Source organism: Undibacterium sp. (genome assembly GCF_030683615.1).
Taxonomy (GTDB): Bacteria; Pseudomonadota; Gammaproteobacteria; order Burkholderiales; family Burkholderiaceae_D; genus Undibacterium; species Undibacterium umbellatum.
The window spans coordinates 38664-56480 of record NZ_JAUXQE010000033.1; the positions used below are offsets into that span (position 1 = coordinate 38664).

Consider the following 17817-nt stretch of genomic DNA (forward strand, 5'->3'; position numbering starts at 1 on the left):
TTGCATTAGCTTCAAAAGTAAGCATCAATGTCGCGCTGACACAGTTCATGTGCAGACGTGCCGGCCAAAAAGTCTGCATACCAGCGCACACTGCGCGATACCGCTACGGATAAATCCCAGCGCGGCTCTATAGATAATTGTTCCCTGGCCTTGCTGGCATCGAGTGACAATAATCCAGCCTCGTGTACACCTTCAACATTGACGGCAAAATCGACATCGCCACGGCCAAACTCTTGCCTGGCCAAGTCCACCACTTCACGCACTGTTGCAGCACCATCGGGGCCAAAATTCCAGGCCTGGGCTAGATGGGCATTTTGATACCCGGCTTGCGCCAGTGACAGATAGGCAGCCAAAGGCTCCAGCACATGCTGCCAGGGGCGCACTGATTGTGGTCGCCGTACTTGCAGAGTCTGACCACTTTCCCATGCGCGTATCGCGTCTGGCAGCAGCCTGTCCTCAGACCAGTCGCCACCGCCAATCACATTGCCAGCCCGGGCAACAGCCACCGTCAATCCTTGTTCTGCCAAAAATGAATCGCGATAGCTGGCAATCAACAATTCTGAAGCCGCCTTGCTGGCGCTATAAGGATCATGGCCACCCAATTCTGCAGTTTCAGGATAGGGATCTGGTTGCTCAAGATTGCGGTAAACTTTATCCGTTGTCACCATCACGGCGACCCTGGCACTGTCCTGTCCGCGTAAAGCCTCCAATACATGGGCACTACCCATGATATTGGTCGCGAATGTTGCCAGTGGTTCACGGTAACTCGGCCTGACCAGGGCTTGTGCAGCCAGATGCAGAACCACCTCGGGCTGACAAGCTTGCACAACCTGCCTGACCAGGGCAGCATCCCTGATGTCGCCAATATGGCTGCGCATCTCCTGATCCAGCTTCAATGCAGCAAACAGGCTGGGCGTAGTATTTGGTGCTAGGGATAATCCTGTCAGCTCTGCGCCAAGATTTTTGAGCAAGAAAGATAACCAGGCGCCTTTAAAACCAGTATGACCCGTCAGCAATACCCTGCGGCCACGCCAAAAATCGGTGTCCATCTGCATACGGTCTACCATTTCCGCCAGGGCGCACTGCCGGATTGCCACAATTCTTCCAGCAGGTTTTTCTCGCGCAAAGTATCCATGGGCTGCCAGAATCCGGCATGTTCAAATGCCATTAATTGCTGTCCGCTCGCCAGTTCAGTCAAAGGTCCCTGCTCCCAAGTGATACCATCGTGATCAATAAGATCAAGCACCTTGGGTGACAAGACAAAGAATCCACCATTAATCCAGCCTCCATCGCCCCTGGGTTTTTCAACGAAACCCAGGACTTCGTCACCATTACGCTGCAATACCCCATATCGGCCCGGCGGCAAAACTGCCGTAACGGTAGCGAGTTTGCCATGATTGCGGTGGAAATTGATTGATGCTGTAATATCCACATCCGATACACCATCACCGTAGGTAAAACAAAACGCTTCTTCGTCCTGAATATAAGGTGCGACTCTTTTGAGTCGCCCGCCCGTCATGGTCTCTTCGCCAGTATCTACCAGGGTGACTTTCCAGGGTTCGGCATGGCGCTCATGAACTTCCATGTGGTTCTTTTGCATGTCTATGGTCACGTCCGACATGTGCAGAAAATAGTTGGCGAAATACTCTTTAATCAGATAGCCCTTATAGCCGCAACAAATCACAAAGTCATTCACGCCGTGAGCAGAATACGACTTCATGATATGCCAGAGTATGGGACGCCCGCCTATTTCTACCATGGGCTTGGGTTTGAGATGGGTTTCTTCAGAAATCCGCGTTCCCAGTCCACCAGCCAGAATTACCGCTTTCATGCGTATTGCTCCTTACTATAAATTTCCGACATTTTACGACAGGTCTGCTCCAGACCCCGTAAGGACGCAAGAATCTCAATTTTTGACTTCAAATTCACTCAACTTTACTCTGTCAATTTTGCCATTGGCATTTTTTGGCAAGCTATCCAGAAAGCACAGATGTCTGGGCACCATATAGGCAGGCACTATAGCGGCAACCCTGACAAGCAGATCCGCTGACTGGCTCTTTACATTGACGGCGGCATAGGCAATGATCTGCCCCAGGCCGTTATCAAATTTTTTGTAAATCACTGCACATTCAGTCACTTCGCCCAGAGTATTGATTGCAGCTTCGATCTCTTCGAGTTCTATGCGATATCCCATGTGCTTGATCTGGAAATCTGCCCTGCCCTGGAAATGCAAATTACCTTCAGCATCGCGCATGACGATGTCACCAGTACGGTAACCCACATCGGTATAGCGTGTATGCAAAGGGTTTTGCACGAAGGCCAGCTCACTACGCTGGACATCAGCGTAATAAGCCAGACCAACTTGAGGCCCGCGCAAGAACAATTCGCCTTTGTCTGGATTTTGTTCATCCAACGCCAATATCTCGTAATCAAAATTTTGAGCCAGCTTACCCAAAGGGGCAAGACCGTTCATATCATCAAAATCTGTAGCCTGGACCTGATAAGCAGAACAGATGCAAGTACATTCGGTCGGACCATACACATTTTCCAGCTCGGCCCGGTCAGCAAACAGATCAAACAGTTGCTTAAGTTTGGGCTTCGGGAAACCCTCTCCACCGAAAATGATTTTTCGTATATTGGGCAAATCAGTTTTGCTCAAAGCACGCGTCGTCAATAAATACACCAGCATGGATGGTACAGAAAACCAGATAGTACAAGCCGACTGATTCAGCAAGCGCACCAGTGCACGGGTGTCATGCACTTGCTTTACCGTGAATGGCAGCAAGGTTGCGCCGGAAAACAAAGCGATATAAAAATCGAAAACGGAATTATCAAAATAGCTGGGATTCACATTGGTCAGCACGTCCTGCTCAGTCACATTGAACCTGTCCCGCGCCCACTGTATGAACCACAATAGATTTGCGTGAGACATCACAGCGCCTTTGGGCGAGCCGGTGGAACCTGAGGTGAACATGATATAGGCAGGTGAGCTGCCCGACACTGTCCGGCAGTCAGGCAGTTCACCATCCCTGGCAGACACCTGCAATTCAGCCAGGCTTATGTGTCGGACGTTGACTTCCTCAAATTGCGCATCAGTGAATGGCAAATCCGAAAAACTGTTGACCAACAATGCTGGTTCGCAAGTGCGCAGGATTTTGCGCAAACGTTCCCAGGGGCTGGCGGGGTCAAGATTGGTATAAATCAAACCCAGTCGCAAGCAAGCCAGCATGCAGGCAAATGCATCGGCTGACTTGTCATTGAACAAGGCTACTACCTGCCCCTGCCGCAAGCCTTGCGCATGAAGAGCGCGCGCCAGTTGTTCAGCCTTGTCGTTCAGACTGCGATAGCTGATCGCCTCGTCAGCGGCCGCATAATACAGTGCTCGCCTGTTAGCAAAGCGACAGGCTATGTCATTAAAAGCCAGAGCCAGATTTGAGATATAAGTCATATGCCAAGCAAGGACAAATTAAAGCACCAGGCCGCCATCTACTTCAAGTATGCTGCCTGTCAGGTAATCGTTTTCTATTGCGTAGTGGACTGCTTGAGAAACAGCTTGCATGCCACCAAGACGCCGCAAAGGCACTTGCTGTTGCAATTTCGCCAGCATGGTTTCGCTTAATGCTGCACGGGTGGACGGTGTATCGATAAATCCAGGAGCAATTGCGATAAAGCGCAGGCCCAACGGCCCCAATTCCTTGGCCCAGGTATGCGTCAGCGCATTGACCCCTGCCTTGGCAGCAGAATAGGCCGACTGACCAGCGTTGCCATTGGCAGCAATAGAACTAATGGAAATCACCACACCTTTTTTGCGCTTGGCCAGCATGTGGTCGACCACACGGCTAGTCACAAAAAATACAGAATCAAGATCTGTCGCCATGACTTTGCGCCAATTATCGCGTGAATGCGTACGCTCGGTCCGTGACAGCATATTCACCAGCGGTTCACTATGAATAATGCCTGCATTATTGATGAGGACATCAATATCAAAGCCCGTTTCTGTCACTGTCTGTATGGCGATATCAACGGCATCAGCATTCGCCACATCACACTGCACGGCGCGAACACGGCCAGAAGCAAGCTGATTCAATTCCTCACATAGGTTTTCATCGTATTCAAGCACAAATACATTGGCACCTGCCTCATCAAGCTGTTCAACCAGATACCGGCCTATACCACGCCCACCGCCTGTAACAAGTACATTGGTGCCTGTAACCTTCATATATTTGCACCTTGCGCCAGCAAGGCTTTACGCGCATCACCAACTGACTTCATGTCGGCAATCTGGTCACCGCTAAACTGGACCTGGTAAGTATCCTCAAGGCGAGTGATCAAAATCATGTGCGCCAGAGAATCCCAACTCCCTATCTCGGTCAATATCAAGGTATCGACAATGCTGGATTCTGGCATACCGAAAACTTCAGAGAATATTTTTTCTATCGTCATATCTATTTTTACTTTTGCTGCGAAATTTAATGCCACGGAAAGCATCAATTAAATTGTACAAATAAGGCCTTGCCACAGACGAATGATAAAGCGATGTCTTTTGCTCTATCCACCAATAACTGGTTGCCAATACGGTACGGGCCATCACCGTGTGCCCAGATGTAATCATCGAGTATCAGCCACGCACCAGGCTTTAATAAAGTTAGCCAATGCGCGCAATCTTCTTGTACTCGCGCAAAGTCATGGTTACCATCTATATGTATCAGCGAAATCTTTCCTGAAAAATTGACTGGTGCATTGGATGGTGATGAAAAATCTCTCTTGTTTGCATATTCTGTAAAGGCGGTGACCGATGGCAATTGCAAATGCGCATGCTGGCCCCGGTTAAATGGCACCATATTGACATAAAAGCCCTCACTCAAAACCTTGAAATCCCAGTCATCTACCAGTGCCTGGAATGAGGTAGTCGAGTCGGTTTGTATTGCCTGCTCCCGCCCCCAGGGGTCCACAGTCAAGAGTGGGCCTATATTGTATTTCATTGCCAGGTAAGACAAGACAAAAGCAGAGCGTCCCATCAAGGAACCTATCTCTATGACATCGCCGTCCACAACGGTAGAGGCAATCCCCATCAGTGCAGCCAGCTTGTCGTCATTGGATTCGCCATAAATCAAGCTCACCTGCCGCAACACCCCAGCCACTTCGATTAAAGATAAAGCCTGGTTTCCAGCTGCACACAATTCGACAAATTCCAATAAGCGATTGGCTCGTACCATCAACTGTCGGTGCTGCTGCACCTGTTGCCGTATCGGTGATTGTCCGACCATTTCTATTTGCAGTTGATGGGTATGGATAAAACGCTGCATGAAGTCATAGACACTGGACACTGGGCTATACAATCGCCGCACAGCATAAGTTTGCAGCAAATTCAGGAAGTGATGGCTAAAGTCCACAGCGTAAATTGAGGGCAAATGCAATACATCAGCGCCATGACTGGCCAGCAGATCACTCTTTACCGAGGCTGCACACAAGGTGCTTTCTGCACGGTGCTGTGCTGCAGTCAGATAATCCAGTGCCGACTGGTCTACTGCCGGGAATATCAGAGTCACATCGCCTTGTTTAGCATTGTCCATGGCCGGGGTCCGTTCAGTCTTTCCGACCTAGGTCGCGCCTGGCTGCTTCGCGCACTACTTCGTCCAGCCATTGATGCATGCTTTTGCCAGTTTTTGCGCGCGCCTCATAAGCCATACGTTTGGCTTCTGCGCTCACGCCTTCAAGTTGTCCATACAGACGGGTTCTGTGAGTGCCGCCACGTGCACCGGGGATGTCGAAATCAAGGTCAGCGCCTGGTTCGCCTTCTCCCACGACAAAGTCGATCAAATAAAATACCCCGCCTATGATCCATTCCAGGCGGGTTTTGCGCGCTTCGACTGGCAACTTGTCCAGCGGCAGTGTGTAGACAAATTCAGGATTTGAATTCATCAATATCTTGCCAAACTCGGTTTCTCTCAGCCAGGGCGGCATGCTTTCATCACCAACCACCACCTTGCCCCCAGGTTTGGTGACCCTGGCCATTTCAGAAAAGGCCCGCTTGATATCACCAAATGCATTGATGCCGCCAAAATGGAAACAGGCATCAAAGCTGTTATCGGCAAACGGCAGATAGTAGCCGTTGGCGAGAGCAGGTTCGACATGGCTATCCACGCCATGCATGCGCTCAAGATTCTTGTTCAAAAATGAAGGTGACAGGTCCTGGATATACAATTTGCCATCCGGCCCCAGCCTTTTAGCGATGATCTCAGAATCACGCCCCGTACCTGCGCCAGTTTCCAGCACGATACTGTCAGGCGTGAGATTGAGCTTGTCGACCATGGCATTACGTACCACTTGCTCGTCTTCACCATAGGTACTGAAAGTCAGAGGCAAGAAACGGTCATACGCATCTGCCCTGTCTTCATATTGCTGCAAGGCTTTTTTATCTGCCACAGGCAATTCAAAGGGGTAGACAAAATTGGGGACGCCATTGACGATATCAAAACGATTGCCTGAGGCGCTGCTCAGTGTACCCGACACTATTCCAGTCTCATCCTTGACCTCATTTGACAAAACCAGGGGCTCCAGTGTGATGGGATCAACATAGAAATTCTCTTCGCCAAAACGCATATTCGCTCCAAGTGTAGTGTTAAATAGGCTTATGCCACAGTGTATGTGCATTTAAGCAATTTCTTAGCCCCGAATTCAAGGGGAAGACCCACTTATTTCTCATAATCAAGCGCTGCAAGCCTATCCAGATGTTTTATAACAACGATTTTGAGGGAAATGACCAGCCTGAGCAGAAAATAGCGCAGTTTCAAATCATTCTTTTATGCAATCAAAAGATAATAAAAAGCTTATACAGTATAGTGAGAAAATCTCTCGAAATCGACCTGAAGACCAGCAGGCTCTCTTATGAAAAACATGAAACCCATAGTGATTTTTGGTTTAGGCAAAATTTCTGATGTCGTCTATCAACACATAGTACGTGATCAGAGCTTCCAGGTTCTGGCATTTGCTTGCGACAGACAGTGGCTGGATCAGGCAAGCATAGACAAGGGTACGCATCAAGGCTTGCCTGTCATCGCATTTGAAGACCTGGAAAAAACATATCCACCAGAGACGGTAGATCTGATTATTGCGATGGGTTATCAAAATCTGAATGCCAGCCGTCAGCAGAAATGTGCTGAGGCTAAAGCCCGTGGATATCACTTGGTCAGTTATGTCAGCCCCAAAGCAGATCATGGGCACTGGCTTGATATAGGTGAAAATTGCGTCATTCTTGACGGTGTCGGCATACAGCCTGGTGCCAGCATAGGTAATGATGTCTTTATCTGGAACAATTCACTGATTGGGCATCACTCCACCATCAAGGACGATTGCTGGATTGCCGCCGGTGTCACCATAGGTGGCAGCACGACTCTGGGAGAGCGCTGCTTCGTCGGCCTAAACGCGACTTTAGGTGGTGAAATCACGGTTGGTGCTGATAACCTGCTAGGTGGAGCAAGCCTGATACTGAAAAACACTGCAGACAAAAGTGTATTCATCGCTGCAGGCACAGAAAAATTCAGGCTCGACAGCCCTACTTTCCTCAGGATGACGTCCTTGCCCGCCATGGGAAACGGGCAAAAAAAGGATTAATGGCATGCTGAAATGGAAAAAACTGGGTCAGATATTCAATCCCTGCGCCAGCCAGCCGCGTCCATGGATGCAAGAATATGCACAATGCCCGACCGCCTTCATTTTGAATGAAAGCACCGTCCGGGTTTTCATCGCATCCCGGCCCAGGCCAGACTCCGACCTAAAATATGTGTCCTATCCCGGTTATGTCGATCTTGACCGTCGTGACTTGTCAAAAGTCGTAGCGATTGCAGAATCTCCATTACTAGCTTTGGGCGGCTCTGGCGCATTCGACGAATTTGGCATCATGCCCAGCAGCTTTATCAAAACGGGTGATAGTATTCATGCCTATTACACAGGCTGGACGCGGATGTCTTCTGTCCCGTACACCCTGGCTATCGGCTTGGCGACCAGCAAAGATGGCGGCACCAGCTTTGGCAAACTGGGCCAGGGTCCCGTCCTGGGATTGAGCCTTAAAGAAGCTTATTTTGTCACCGGCCCCAGCGTCTTGAAAGTTGGGGATGAATGGTATATGTGGTATCTGAGTGGCAAAAAATGGTTATTTACTGAAGGAAAGCATGAACCCGTCTACCAGGTAGCACTGGCAACATCCTCAGATGGTATCAATTGGCAGCATGATGGCCAGCCCGTGGTTCCACGCCTGAGTGAAGATGAATGCCAGGATATTTTTTCGCCCTTTTTCCTGAATGGTAAATGGCATGCCGTTTTCGCCTGGCGCCATCCATCCACTTCGGGTGGCGCTTACCGTATGGGCTATGCTTCTTCGACCGATCTGAAAACCTGGATAAGAGGAGATGCACAAGCTGGCATATCCACCTCGGACAGCGGCTGGGATGCGCAAATGATTTGCTACCCGAACATCAAGGAAATCGATGGCCGCATTTTCATGTTCTATTGTGGCAATTCCTTCGGCAAGGAAGGTTTTGGTGTTGCAGAACTGATTTCGGAAGATGAACCATGACTATCATTGAGAAATTGCTGGATGAACCAAATCAGCAAAGAGTATTACTGGCTCAGCTAAAAGCCAGTAGCAAGCCCGTCATCATCTATGGCGCAGGTGTCTATGCCTATGTACTGAAGCGCTTTCTTGAATTGAATGACATCAAAATCCAGGCAGCAATGGTAGATGCAGAATATCTGGCGCAGCAGGCATTTGCCGATCTGTCCGTCGTCAGTACCGAGGATTACACAGCGCAATTAGGAAACTGCCACATTATCGTCGGCATTACCAATTACCCGCCCATGCTTGAAAAACTCAGGCGACTTGGTGCCAGTGATATCCATGTGATTGATATTCCTGACTATTTGAATATGCCGCAGGCGTTCATGGACAGGCAATTTGTCATACAAAATAGCGATAATTTTGACGAGGCATATGGTTTGTTTGAAGATGAATTATCCCGGCAAACCTATGTCGCTGCCATCAACACCAAGATCAGTGAAAATCTCGCTAATATTGCTCCCTGGGTCAGGCTGGATAATCTCTATTTCCCCAGCTCGGAATTTTCACCTGGCGATCATGAAAGTTTTCTTGATGTGGGCGGTTTTACTGGTGACACCATCAAGGAATTTCACGAGATCAAACATGGCGCTTATGACAAAATCATATCGCTGGAACCGGGCGATAAGAATTTTTTGGAATTACAACAAACCGTGGCTGATCTGCATATCCCCAGAGTAACAGCCATTAAAGTCGGTGCCTGGCATGAGAAAACCGTATTGCGCTTCACGACCAAAGCCATGCACATCGATAATGAAATCAGTGAGACTGGAGCTAGCAAAATCCAGGTGGACAAGATAGATGCGATTTTGCAGCAATTGGGCAGCGGGGTCAGCCTTATCAAACTTGACATTAATGGCGCTGAATATAATGCACTGAGCGGCGCACGCCTGAGTATTTACAAGTACAGGCCAAATATCGTCGTCCGGCTACACAAGAAAGAAGACTTTTACCGCCTGCCCATCTTGCTCAAGGAGATTGCGCCAGACATGAAACTATACCTGCGGCAGCGCAATTACATGTCCATGATGCTGATCCTGTATGGGATTTTTGATCTACATCAGTAATCTGGCTAATCCGAAGCCATGGCGGCCAAATTCATTGCCGTTATAGAGCAAGTAAATCTGGCCCTGGCAGGCAAACACGTGCGGATAGCAAGTCATGCCCGAATCCCAGCCAGCATCAGATAAACCCAGGCTCAGTTCATTATCGTCACGCTGCCAGTTCTGCAAATCTGTAGAACTGGCATGACCAATGCGATAAGAGCGTTCGCGATTATGACGAAAATCACTGGCTTCACGATAACAAAAAAACATATGGTAAACGCCAGCTATTTCTATGACAGTTGGCAGTGCCTGGCATTCATCTGGACCTAATCTGGATGCGATGATCTCTCGCCCGTCATTTTTTTTCCAGTCTATGCCATCTGCAGAAATTGCATGACCAATCTTGTACACCCTGTCGTGTTCGGCTTGCGCATCAAAATGCTGCCAGCCTTTGCCGAAGATATACCACATATGAAAATGTCCACCATACACTTGCACAAAGGGGTCAGCAATCAGACAGGGTTCGTGCAAAGAAGCTGACAAAACCGGGCCATCACCCAGCCGCTGGAAGGTCTTCCCCTCATCATAACTGAGAGCTATGCCTATGGCACTATCTACCGGTACCGAACTACGCCGGTTGACGCCACCTATATAGCCATAGATCTGGCCTGCATGGCGCATAACATTCAAAGGGAAAATACCGTGTTCGTCAAAACAGCCCGGCTTTCCCAGTGAAATCACTTCATGGGTGGAAACAGCAAGGACATCCTTGAAATTCAACGCCATATCTACGTAAGCGACATGGCTCAGATATTTGCCATTGTTTTCATCGAGTCTACGTGTAGAAAAATAAATACGGGCAAAATCCCCAAACAATAGCACTTGCGGTGCTTGTGCAAAAGACTGACAATTATTGGGTAGCTGATGCTCAGTGGGGTCAAATATTTGCCCCAACTTTTCCCATTTCATCATGCAATTAGCGCTTTCATAGCAAGGTGTAGCCATTTTTCAAATCATCGCTGATTTCATCGACCGAATTGAACATCATCAGATCAATGATAGACAGCCAGGGTACGAACTCTGCCCCAAATTGTTGATATACGCGCAACTCTGACTGAATGAAATGCAAAGCAATATTGCGTGATAAAAAATCCGCTTTGGAATACAATTCCTGGCCGCCGATCGCGTTCACATAATGCGTAGCGCCTACGCTCTGGCATATCGCCAGAACTTTTTCCTGACTTTTCAATTCATGATCAATATTCAGTTTGGAGGACGGTAATATTTTTGTCGATATATTCAGGTAGCTACAAATTTTCACAATAGAGTGATGTAAGAACCTGAACAGATTATGCTCATGGTAGTGCAATATCACTTCCATCAAGGGGAAAACCTGCGTAAAGTAAGGCGCATGCAAATAAGCTGCCCTGATTTGATTGAGCAGTTTTTTTGCATCAAAACCATCTGCCAACTCCCGCTCGACAACGTCCAGATAATCCGATGCGGTTTTCAGCGGCAAAGAAATCAGTTTATCGCTACCGTCCTGCAAAATACGATTCCTGTTAATCCAGCCTTTTTTTGTATACTTGATATTGTCGTAAATAACAAATATATCGACCGCCGAGATCAATTGAAAGTAAGCGATGTAAGGAAAAAAATATGGCTGCATGATCGCAACTTTTTTTTGAGCTGATTCAGGCACCACGTGTGGTCTATTATTTAAGCTCATTGCATTTGTCGCTAACATTTATTTTTCAACATCTCTTCAGCACACCAGTCCAGTATCAATGCGAAACCAGATCAGCAATCCTGTCCACTTCTGTTTCGCTCAATCCTGGATAAATCGGTAAACAAATGACCTTGCTGGCGATGTCCCGGGCAACTGGCAAATTTTGATGTGAAGCTGAAGCCAGGCCGCGGTACATGGGGAAGTCACTAATCAGTGGATAGAAATAGCGGCGTGCATAGATCTCATGCTCACGCAGTTTCTGGAACAAGGCATCTCGCGACATGCCATAGTCAGCTTCCACAAGAATAGGAAAATAAGAGTGATTGGGCTTGCTGTCTGCAATATCTTTCACACAAGTGATACCGGTGACATTTCCCAGTCTGGAGCGATACTGTGCGGCGATTTTTTGGCGCGCATCCAGCACCGCATCGATCCCTTTCAGTTGCAGCAAACCCAGTGCAGCATTGAATTCGCTCATTTTTCCATTGATACCCGGTGCTACTACGGTGACTTCGTCAACAAATCCAAAGTTCTTGAGATGATCGATGTGCTGCTTGGTTTTGGCATCAGGGCAGACAATTGCGCCCCCCTCAAAGGTATTGAAGACCTTGGTTGCATGAAAACTCAGTATCGACAAATCGCCAAAATTGAGCAGGCTGTTGCCATGATATTGCACACCAAAGGCATGGGCAGCGTCGTAAATCAGCTTTAGTCCATAGTTGTCGGCAATTTTTTGTATGCGGTCAACATCGCAAGGCCGGCCATAACAATGGACAGGCATGATGGCCGATGTTTGCGGTGTGATAGCCGCTTCGATTTTTTCTGCATCCAGATTGAAAGTGACAGGATCAATGTCAACAAATACCGGTTTGATGCCATTCCATAAAAGCGAATGCGCAGTTGCGACAAAAGAATATGGTGTGGTAATTACCTCGCCATTGATACGCAGGGATTGCAGCGCCGTAATCAAGGCGATGGTGGCATTGGCAAACAAGCAGAGATGCTTTACCCCTAGATAATCGCAAAGCGCCTGTTCCAGCTCATGATGAAATGGGCCACTATTCGTCAGAATTTTATTTGCCCAGATCTTTTCCAGATAGGGCATGAACTCTTCCAAAGCTGGCAGCACTGGCTGCGTGACATAAATAGATGAACTACCGTCCGTTTTTTTCATATTCTTTTCCAGGAAGGGTGCGCCAGAACTGCTTTAATTCATTAAAGATTGGACTTGTTTATTGAGAAAGCTTCGGGCCTCTCACCATCACACCAATTAGCCCACATCTTGCGCATCGCCTGATGTAAGGCAGTGGCAATTAATTCTGGCTTGCATTTAATGGAATCCTGACAAACTGATCTCAGCGACATTCTGACTTCAGATAGCTTGTCCAGATTATCACACCAGTATTTACCTCTCACCACAAAATCGTCTACATCCTTAGCCAGGAAACCCTGCATACCGACCTGTCCTAAAATCGCTGCAGCACTTCTGGATGCTAACAAATTTCCATCTATAGATAAAGTCGGCACCCCCATCCACAGGCCATGATGCGTCGTGGTTCCGCCATTGAATGGGAATGAATCCAGGCAAATATCTATTTTGTTGTAGAGATTCAGATATTCCTCAACACTGGTCCGTCCATAAAAACTAATGCGTTCAAAAGATATTCCATTTGCTGCAAAGGCTGAAATGAGAGCGGACGTATCAAATCCGGTGGGCATAGCCCCGATCAGAATTCTTGAATTCTCCACCACTGAAAGCAGTTGAGACCACGCGTCCAGGGTCTGGGTATTGATTTTACTCAAGCGATTAAAGCTGCCAAAGCTGATATAGCCCTTGCTCATTGCTGGCAGTGCTTGTACTTCTGGTGCCAAGGGGCTGGGCAAGAACGGTGCTGCGCAAGGCAAATTGGCAATTTTTTCAGTAAACAAATGATCGAATTGACCAGGTGGCAGGTAGAACTGGTCACCTATGTAGTAATCCATGGCCTGCAAGCCGGTCGTTCCCGGATAGCCAATCCAGCTAAATTGAATGGGGGCTGGCTTATGCGCAAACACCATCAGCCTGTTTTTTGCGGTATGTCCGGACAGGTCGCACAGAATGTCTATCTGGTCGCCCAGAATTTGCCCAACGACGTTCTCATCATCACTTTTGTGTATTTTTCGCCAATGCTTGAAATAAGTACGTAACTCTTTGCTTACTTCATCCTCGACATCATTGTTATCGTAAGCATATAAGTCCAACGTAGCAAAGCGGGACAAATAGTCAAGAACGGGAATAGCAAAAGTGGCCACCGCGTGATTATGAAAATCTCCAGATACAAAGCCGACTCTCAACACACGGTCTTTTTGTTTCACATTGGCATGCTTGGGCCAACCTGGTATCAAGGGAGACTCAAATCTCGCACTGTAATTTAAATGCTCCTGAAATAACTCCTGCGGGTTTAGCTTGCCAGTTTCACTTAAACAAAATAGCAGACAAGTATTAGCCTCGCTCTCGTTCTTTCCATACTGAATGGCGCGACGAAAATGTTGCTCTGCCATGTCAATTTCAGAATCCAGCGAGATGCTGATTTGCCCAAGACAGCGATGGGCATTACTTAATTTGGGATCGTTCTCTAGCGCTTTTTCAAAATACGGCCTGGCAACTACAAAATCTTTTTTATCCAGGTAAATACTGCCTACATTATTATAGGCGTCGGCTAATTTGGGATTTAACTCTATGGCGCGCAACAAATAAGGCAAAGCTTGATCATCCTGACCCATCAACGACAAGACAGAACCAAGAGCATGATGCGCCTCCGCCATGGCAGGAAATCTTGACACAGCCTGCTTCGCCAGTTCCAGGGCCTGGGGAAGCATTTTTCTTTGCCGCAATATCCCGACCAGATTAATGTGGGCAAAGGCAAAATCGGGGGCAAGTACCAACAACTTGCGCACAAAGCTTTCTGACTCAATCAACTTTCCCGCTACCCGCAACAGGTTAGCCAAATTATTATAAGCAGCCAGCATCTTGTCATCGATTTCCAGAGCCTTCCTGTAATGGGCTTCGGCTATGGTTAACTTGTTATTCTTGCCGGACACCAGTGCAAAATTAAAGTGCGCCACGGCATCATCCGGCAATAGCTCCAGCGATTTCAACATGGCTTGCTCAGCATCGTCGAAGCGAGACGAGTTCAATAAAGCCAATCCCAAAAATCGCCAGACAATGCCATTGGGAGCATTTTTCTGTATCAGCTTGCGTGCAAGACGCTCTACATCCTGAAAATTGCCCCTATCATATAATGAAGACAGTTTGCTCATTTCTGCAGCGGTAGCCGCAGCAGAGGTTTTGGCTTGTGTGCTTTCTTTCGCAGGAGGAGCAAGCTCAACAAGGGCAAGCGCTTCCTGTTCTTTTTGTGCAGGTACGGCAGAATGAAAGACCGTTGCGCGCAACTCCATGGCCTGACGTACTATTTCTGTATCGCCAAATAAATTCAGCACTGCTATATAGGCCTCCCAGTATTCTTCGCACTGTGGCGCCCCTTGGATTGCGGTTTCCAGATAAATGAGCGCTGTATCAGGAGAATCTGATACAGCCAGTAATTTCCCCAGCCCAAAATTTGCATCTGGCCGCTCTGGCGCATTGTCCAAAATTAATTTGTAGTTCGCTATTGCATGAGGCACATCTCCGGCTGCCGTTGCTGCTTGCGCTAAATGCAACAATTGCTGTATGGCTTGCTCAAATGCCTCCTTCGCTGTCATTTGTGCATTTTTTTCATTCGTCTCGGCGGGGAATGCGGATTGACTCATAGTAAAACCTTAATAAAACGGGTCGAATACTGCACCCCATTATTTCTAATGTAGATAAAAAAGAGTAATTTTCACCATCGACAATAGCAAAAAAATGTTAAGTCAAAGCCGAAAATAAACGTATATATGGTCTCAAGTATTTTGAAATGCTGCCGTTTAACGGAGTATTGAGAGCAACTTTACCCTCAAAATAAAATATTTACTTTGAGCAACCCATTAAACTTTTGAAATAAGCGTCCGATACCTGATTGCAACGGCGGTCCAATATTATTGGTAGCACAGACCAAAGTTTAAGGCCACCGGCCATATTTACATAACTTGGGTAAGGAGAACTAACATGGCTTCATTTATTAATACCAATATCTCGTCTTTGAATGCTCAGCGCAATCTGACTACATCTCAGTCGTCCCTGAACACTTCCTTGCAACGTCTGTCTTCTGGTCTGCGCATTAATAGTGCTAAAGACGATGCGGCTGGCCTGGCGATTTCCGAACGTCTGTCTTCACAAATCGGCGGCTTGAATCAAGCTGTTCGTAATGCGAATGACGGTATCTCTCTTGCGCAAACCGCTGAGGGCGATTTGACACAAATTGGCTCCAACTTGCAACGTATCCGTGATCTGGCGGTTCAATCGGCTAACGCGTCCAATAGCGCCAGCGACCGCGCTGCGCTGAACAACGAAGCTTCACAACTGATCTCTGAGATCAACCGTGTTGCCAGCTCTTCCAACTTTAACGGCGTGAATCTGCTGGACGGTAGCTTCACAGCACAAACTTTCCAAGTTGGTGCAAATGCAACATCAAATGACCAAATTGCCATTTCTTCCATCGCCAGTGCTAAATCATCCAGCCTGGGTGTTGGTGCCAGCTCAAGCTATGCCACCAATATCTCTGGTGGTGTGAATGGTGTAGGCGGCTTCCAGTCTGGTGATCTGGTGATCAACGGTTTCAACATTGGTGCAACCAGCGGCGACGGCGTATCTTATGCTGATAGCAAAGGTAGTGCGATTGCCAAAGCTGCCGCAATCAACGCTTCAAACGGTACCACTGGCGTAACAGCAACAGCTCAGGCAACAACGACCAGCGGCACTGCTGCAACTGGTTTTGCTACTGCCATCGTTGCTGGCGATGTTCTGATCAACGGCGTTGATATCGGGGCACTTGCTGCTGCAGGCACTGCTGCGGAACGTGGTGCTCAAGTTACAGCCGCAATCAATGCAAAATCCTCACAAACTGGCGTAACTGCAGCATTTGACACTACTACAGGTGCAGTTGCTCTGACAGCAGCTGACGGCAGAAACATTACTGTTTCCAAAACCAATGCATCCACTGGCTTGGCAGCAACTGTTACTGGCCTGGGTAGTGCAACTACTGGTGCTGCAACAGCAATCGGCACAGCTGCTGCAACTACAACTACAGCAGGTACTGTCAAACTGACATCTACCAGCTCTGCCGGTATCGTGTTGGCGAACGGCGGAACAGGTGCAGCAACAACTGGTACGACCATCACAGGTACTAACTCCAATATCTCTGCTGGCGACATTCAGATCAATGGTGTGGACATTGGCGCAATTACTGGTGGTGCTACAGCAACATTGCAAGGCGATGCCATTCGCGATGCAATTAACCAAAAAACTAGAGAAACCGGCATTACTGCATCTAACGCTGCTGGCGTACTGACATTGACAAGTTCGCAAAATGCTGGCTACACCTTTACTGTAAAAGGTACAGCAACACTGGCAAATACTGGCTTGGCAGCTACAACAACGACAGTTGCTGGTGCAGGTGCAACAGCAGCCGGCTTGACTGCTGGCGCCACTTCAGCAACTGCAACGGTTGGTGCAGGTGTTTCATCACTAGACCTGACTACAGCGGCTGGTGCCACAGCGGCTCTGACTACTATCGATGCAGCCTTGGCTTCTGTCAATAGTTCACGTGCTTCTTTGGGTGCTTACCAAAACCGTTTCTCCTCAGCAGTTAGCAGCTTGAATACAACTTCTGAGAACTTGACAGCTTCCCGTAGCCGTATCCGTGATGCTGACTTTGCTCAAGAAACAGCAACATTGACACGTGGTCAAGTATTGCAACAAGCTGGTACAGCAATCTTGGCTCAGGCGAACGCGTTACCACAAGGCGTCTTGGCTCTGCTGCGTGGCTAATCAATGAAATAAGTTTAGTTTTTCATTGAAAATGAGTGGTCCCCTGGTCAATTTTATGATCAGGGGAATTTTACTTTAAGGAAACATCATGGACGTCCTATCGATTACCAGTTCATCGTCAGGAGCACCTGTTTCAGATCGGTTGAGCACCGCGACGACCGCTCCTCAGATCGCGCAAAGCGCCGCGCCGCTGCAGACTGCCAATCCGGTCAGAGCCACCAGTCAAAGCCCCAAAGCCGCCTCTGCGGATGAAATTAATAAGGCTGTTGCCGAAATTAATAAATCTGTTCAAGTGAGCTCTCAAAACCTGGAATTCAGCGTAGATAACGACGCCAAAGAAGTGGTGGTCAAGATCGTTGATCAGCAAACCAAGCAGGTTATCAGGCAAATTCCTACCGAAGAAGCGCTAGAAATTGCCAAGTCGCTGGATAAATTGCAGGGTCTCCTGATAAAACAGACCGCATAAGATTAAATTTATGTC

The 17817-nt window shown here is 47.9% G+C and carries 16 protein-coding genes; 5 read left to right on the forward strand and 11 right to left on the reverse strand.

Annotated elements, in window-relative coordinates:
• Positions 1 to 11 precede the first annotated feature (11 nt).
• The 7 genes from rfbG to Q8K39_RS16565 all read right to left on the reverse strand — a co-directional run bounded on the left by rfbG (position 12) and on the right by Q8K39_RS16565 (position 6603).
• Positions 12 to 1097, reverse strand: coding sequence for a CDP-glucose 4,6-dehydratase (gene rfbG, locus Q8K39_RS16535; protein ID WP_370868628.1), 1086 nt, complete (start codon positions 1095 to 1097; stop codon positions 12 to 14).
• Entirely contained in the window at positions 1061 to 1831 is a 771-nt protein-coding gene (gene rfbF, locus Q8K39_RS16540; RefSeq protein WP_186954685.1) for a glucose-1-phosphate cytidylyltransferase, read from the reverse strand. Before rfbF ends, rfbG begins: the two co-directional genes overlap by 37 nt.
• A gap of 75 nt (positions 1832 to 1906) precedes the next feature.
• Positions 1907 to 3448, reverse strand: a complete 1542-nt coding sequence (locus Q8K39_RS16545) for an AMP-binding protein (protein ID WP_305261894.1) — start codon at positions 3446 to 3448, stop codon at positions 1907 to 1909.
• An 18-nt stretch (positions 3449 to 3466) separates the two neighbouring features.
• Positions 3467 to 4219, reverse strand: a complete 753-nt coding sequence (locus Q8K39_RS16550) for an SDR family NAD(P)-dependent oxidoreductase (RefSeq protein ID WP_305261896.1) — start codon at positions 4217 to 4219, stop codon at positions 3467 to 3469.
• Positions 4216 to 4479, reverse strand: coding sequence for an acyl carrier protein (locus tag Q8K39_RS16555; protein ID WP_305261898.1), 264 nt, complete (start codon positions 4477 to 4479; stop codon positions 4216 to 4218). Before Q8K39_RS16555 ends, Q8K39_RS16550 begins: the two co-directional genes overlap by 4 nt.
• A gap of 8 nt (positions 4480 to 4487) precedes the next feature.
• Positions 4488 to 5573, reverse strand: coding sequence for a class I SAM-dependent methyltransferase (locus tag Q8K39_RS16560; RefSeq protein WP_305261900.1), 1086 nt, complete (start codon positions 5571 to 5573; stop codon positions 4488 to 4490).
• 13 nt (positions 5574 to 5586) lie between these two features.
• Positions 5587 to 6603 carry a class I SAM-dependent methyltransferase gene (locus tag Q8K39_RS16565; RefSeq protein ID WP_305261902.1) on the reverse strand — a complete coding sequence of 339 codons (1017 nt, stop codon included), beginning with the start codon at positions 6601 to 6603 and terminating at the stop codon, positions 5587 to 5589.
• A 285-nt stretch (positions 6604 to 6888) separates the two neighbouring features.
• Here Q8K39_RS16565 and Q8K39_RS16570 point away from each other — a divergent pair, with 285 nt between their 5' ends.
• Genes Q8K39_RS16570 through Q8K39_RS16580 form a run of 3 tightly spaced genes read left to right on the forward strand, consistent with a single transcriptional unit; the run spans position 6889 to position 9681 of the window.
• On the forward strand, positions 6889 to 7614 hold the full coding sequence (locus tag Q8K39_RS16570; RefSeq protein WP_305261904.1) for a transferase: 726 nt from the start codon (positions 6889 to 6891) through the stop codon (positions 7612 to 7614).
• A 4-nt stretch (positions 7615 to 7618) separates the two neighbouring features.
• Positions 7619 to 8575 carry a hypothetical protein gene (locus Q8K39_RS16575; RefSeq protein WP_305261906.1) on the forward strand — a complete coding sequence of 319 codons (957 nt, stop codon included), beginning with the start codon at positions 7619 to 7621 and terminating at the stop codon, positions 8573 to 8575.
• The gene (locus tag Q8K39_RS16580; protein ID WP_305261908.1) at positions 8572 to 9681 is read left to right on the forward strand and encodes an FkbM family methyltransferase; all 1110 of its coding nucleotides are present in this window, start codon (positions 8572 to 8574) and stop codon (positions 9679 to 9681) included. Before Q8K39_RS16575 ends, Q8K39_RS16580 begins: the two co-directional genes overlap by 4 nt.
• Here Q8K39_RS16580 and Q8K39_RS16585 read toward each other — a convergent pair.
• The 4 genes from Q8K39_RS16585 to Q8K39_RS16600 form a co-directional block, all read right to left on the reverse strand.
• A complete protein-coding gene (locus tag Q8K39_RS16585; protein WP_305261909.1) occupies positions 9670 to 10632 on the reverse strand; it encodes a hypothetical protein in 963 nt (320 codons plus the stop codon). The genes Q8K39_RS16580 and Q8K39_RS16585 overlap by 12 nt on opposite strands.
• A 13-nt stretch (positions 10633 to 10645) precedes the next feature.
• Complete coding sequence (locus tag Q8K39_RS16590; RefSeq protein ID WP_305261911.1) at positions 10646 to 11329, reverse strand: WbqC family protein; 684 nt, start codon at positions 11327 to 11329, stop codon at positions 10646 to 10648.
• Between the two features lie 115 nt (positions 11330 to 11444).
• The gene (locus Q8K39_RS16595) at positions 11445 to 12563 is read right to left on the reverse strand and encodes a DegT/DnrJ/EryC1/StrS aminotransferase family protein (protein ID WP_305261913.1); all 1119 of its coding nucleotides are present in this window, start codon (positions 12561 to 12563) and stop codon (positions 11445 to 11447) included.
• A 41-nt stretch (positions 12564 to 12604) separates the two neighbouring features.
• Entirely contained in the window at positions 12605 to 15178 is a 2574-nt protein-coding gene (locus Q8K39_RS16600) for a tetratricopeptide repeat protein (RefSeq protein WP_370868629.1), read from the reverse strand.
• A gap of 337 nt (positions 15179 to 15515) precedes the next feature.
• On the opposite strand from Q8K39_RS16600, the gene Q8K39_RS16605 reads away from it, so the two are divergent.
• Positions 15516 to 17336: a flagellin gene (locus tag Q8K39_RS16605; RefSeq protein WP_186954673.1), complete on the forward strand. Its 1821-nt coding sequence runs from the start codon at positions 15516 to 15518 to the stop codon at positions 17334 to 17336.
• 88 nt (positions 17337 to 17424) lie between these two features.
• Positions 17425 to 17802 carry a flagellar protein FlaG gene (locus tag Q8K39_RS16610; protein WP_305261916.1) on the forward strand — a complete coding sequence of 126 codons (378 nt, stop codon included), beginning with the start codon at positions 17425 to 17427 and terminating at the stop codon, positions 17800 to 17802.
• Positions 17803 to 17817: the final 15 nt, after the last annotated feature.

Excerpts from the sequence above, each read along its gene's own strand:
- Q8K39_RS16580 (WP_305261908.1), top strand. The coding sequence starts at position 8,572 with ATGACTATCATTGAGAAATTGCTGGATGAACCAAATCAGCAAAGAGTA.
- Q8K39_RS16545 (WP_305261894.1), bottom strand. The coding sequence starts at position 3,448 with ATGACTTATATCTCAAATCTGGCTCTGGCTTTTAATGACATAGCCTGT.
- rfbF (WP_186954685.1), bottom strand. The coding sequence starts at position 1,831 with ATGAAAGCGGTAATTCTGGCTGGTGGACTGGGAACGCGGATTTCTGAA.
- Q8K39_RS16585 (WP_305261909.1), bottom strand. The coding sequence starts at position 10,632 with ATGATGAAATGGGAAAAGTTGGGGCAAATATTTGACCCCACTGAGCAT.
- Q8K39_RS16605 (WP_186954673.1), top strand. The coding sequence starts at position 15,516 with ATGGCTTCATTTATTAATACCAATATCTCGTCTTTGAATGCTCAGCGC.
- Q8K39_RS16575 (WP_305261906.1), top strand. The coding sequence starts at position 7,619 with ATGCTGAAATGGAAAAAACTGGGTCAGATATTCAATCCCTGCGCCAGC.
- Q8K39_RS16590 (WP_305261911.1), bottom strand. The coding sequence starts at position 11,329 with ATGCAGCCATATTTTTTTCCTTACATCGCTTACTTTCAATTGATCTCG.
- Q8K39_RS16600 (WP_370868629.1), bottom strand. The coding sequence starts at position 15,178 with ATGAGTCAATCCGCATTCCCCGCCGAGACGAATGAAAAAAATGCACAA.
- Q8K39_RS16595 (WP_305261913.1), bottom strand. The coding sequence starts at position 12,563 with ATGAAAAAAACGGACGGTAGTTCATCTATTTATGTCACGCAGCCAGTG.
- Q8K39_RS16565 (WP_305261902.1), bottom strand. The coding sequence starts at position 6,603 with ATGCGTTTTGGCGAAGAGAATTTCTATGTTGATCCCATCACACTGGAG.
- Q8K39_RS16610 (WP_305261916.1), top strand. The coding sequence starts at position 17,425 with ATGGACGTCCTATCGATTACCAGTTCATCGTCAGGAGCACCTGTTTCA.
- Q8K39_RS16550 (WP_305261896.1), bottom strand. The coding sequence starts at position 4,219 with ATGAAGGTTACAGGCACCAATGTACTTGTTACAGGCGGTGGGCGTGGT.
- Q8K39_RS16560 (WP_305261900.1), bottom strand. The coding sequence starts at position 5,573 with ATGGACAATGCTAAACAAGGCGATGTGACTCTGATATTCCCGGCAGTA.
- Q8K39_RS16570 (WP_305261904.1), top strand. The coding sequence starts at position 6,889 with ATGAAAAACATGAAACCCATAGTGATTTTTGGTTTAGGCAAAATTTCT.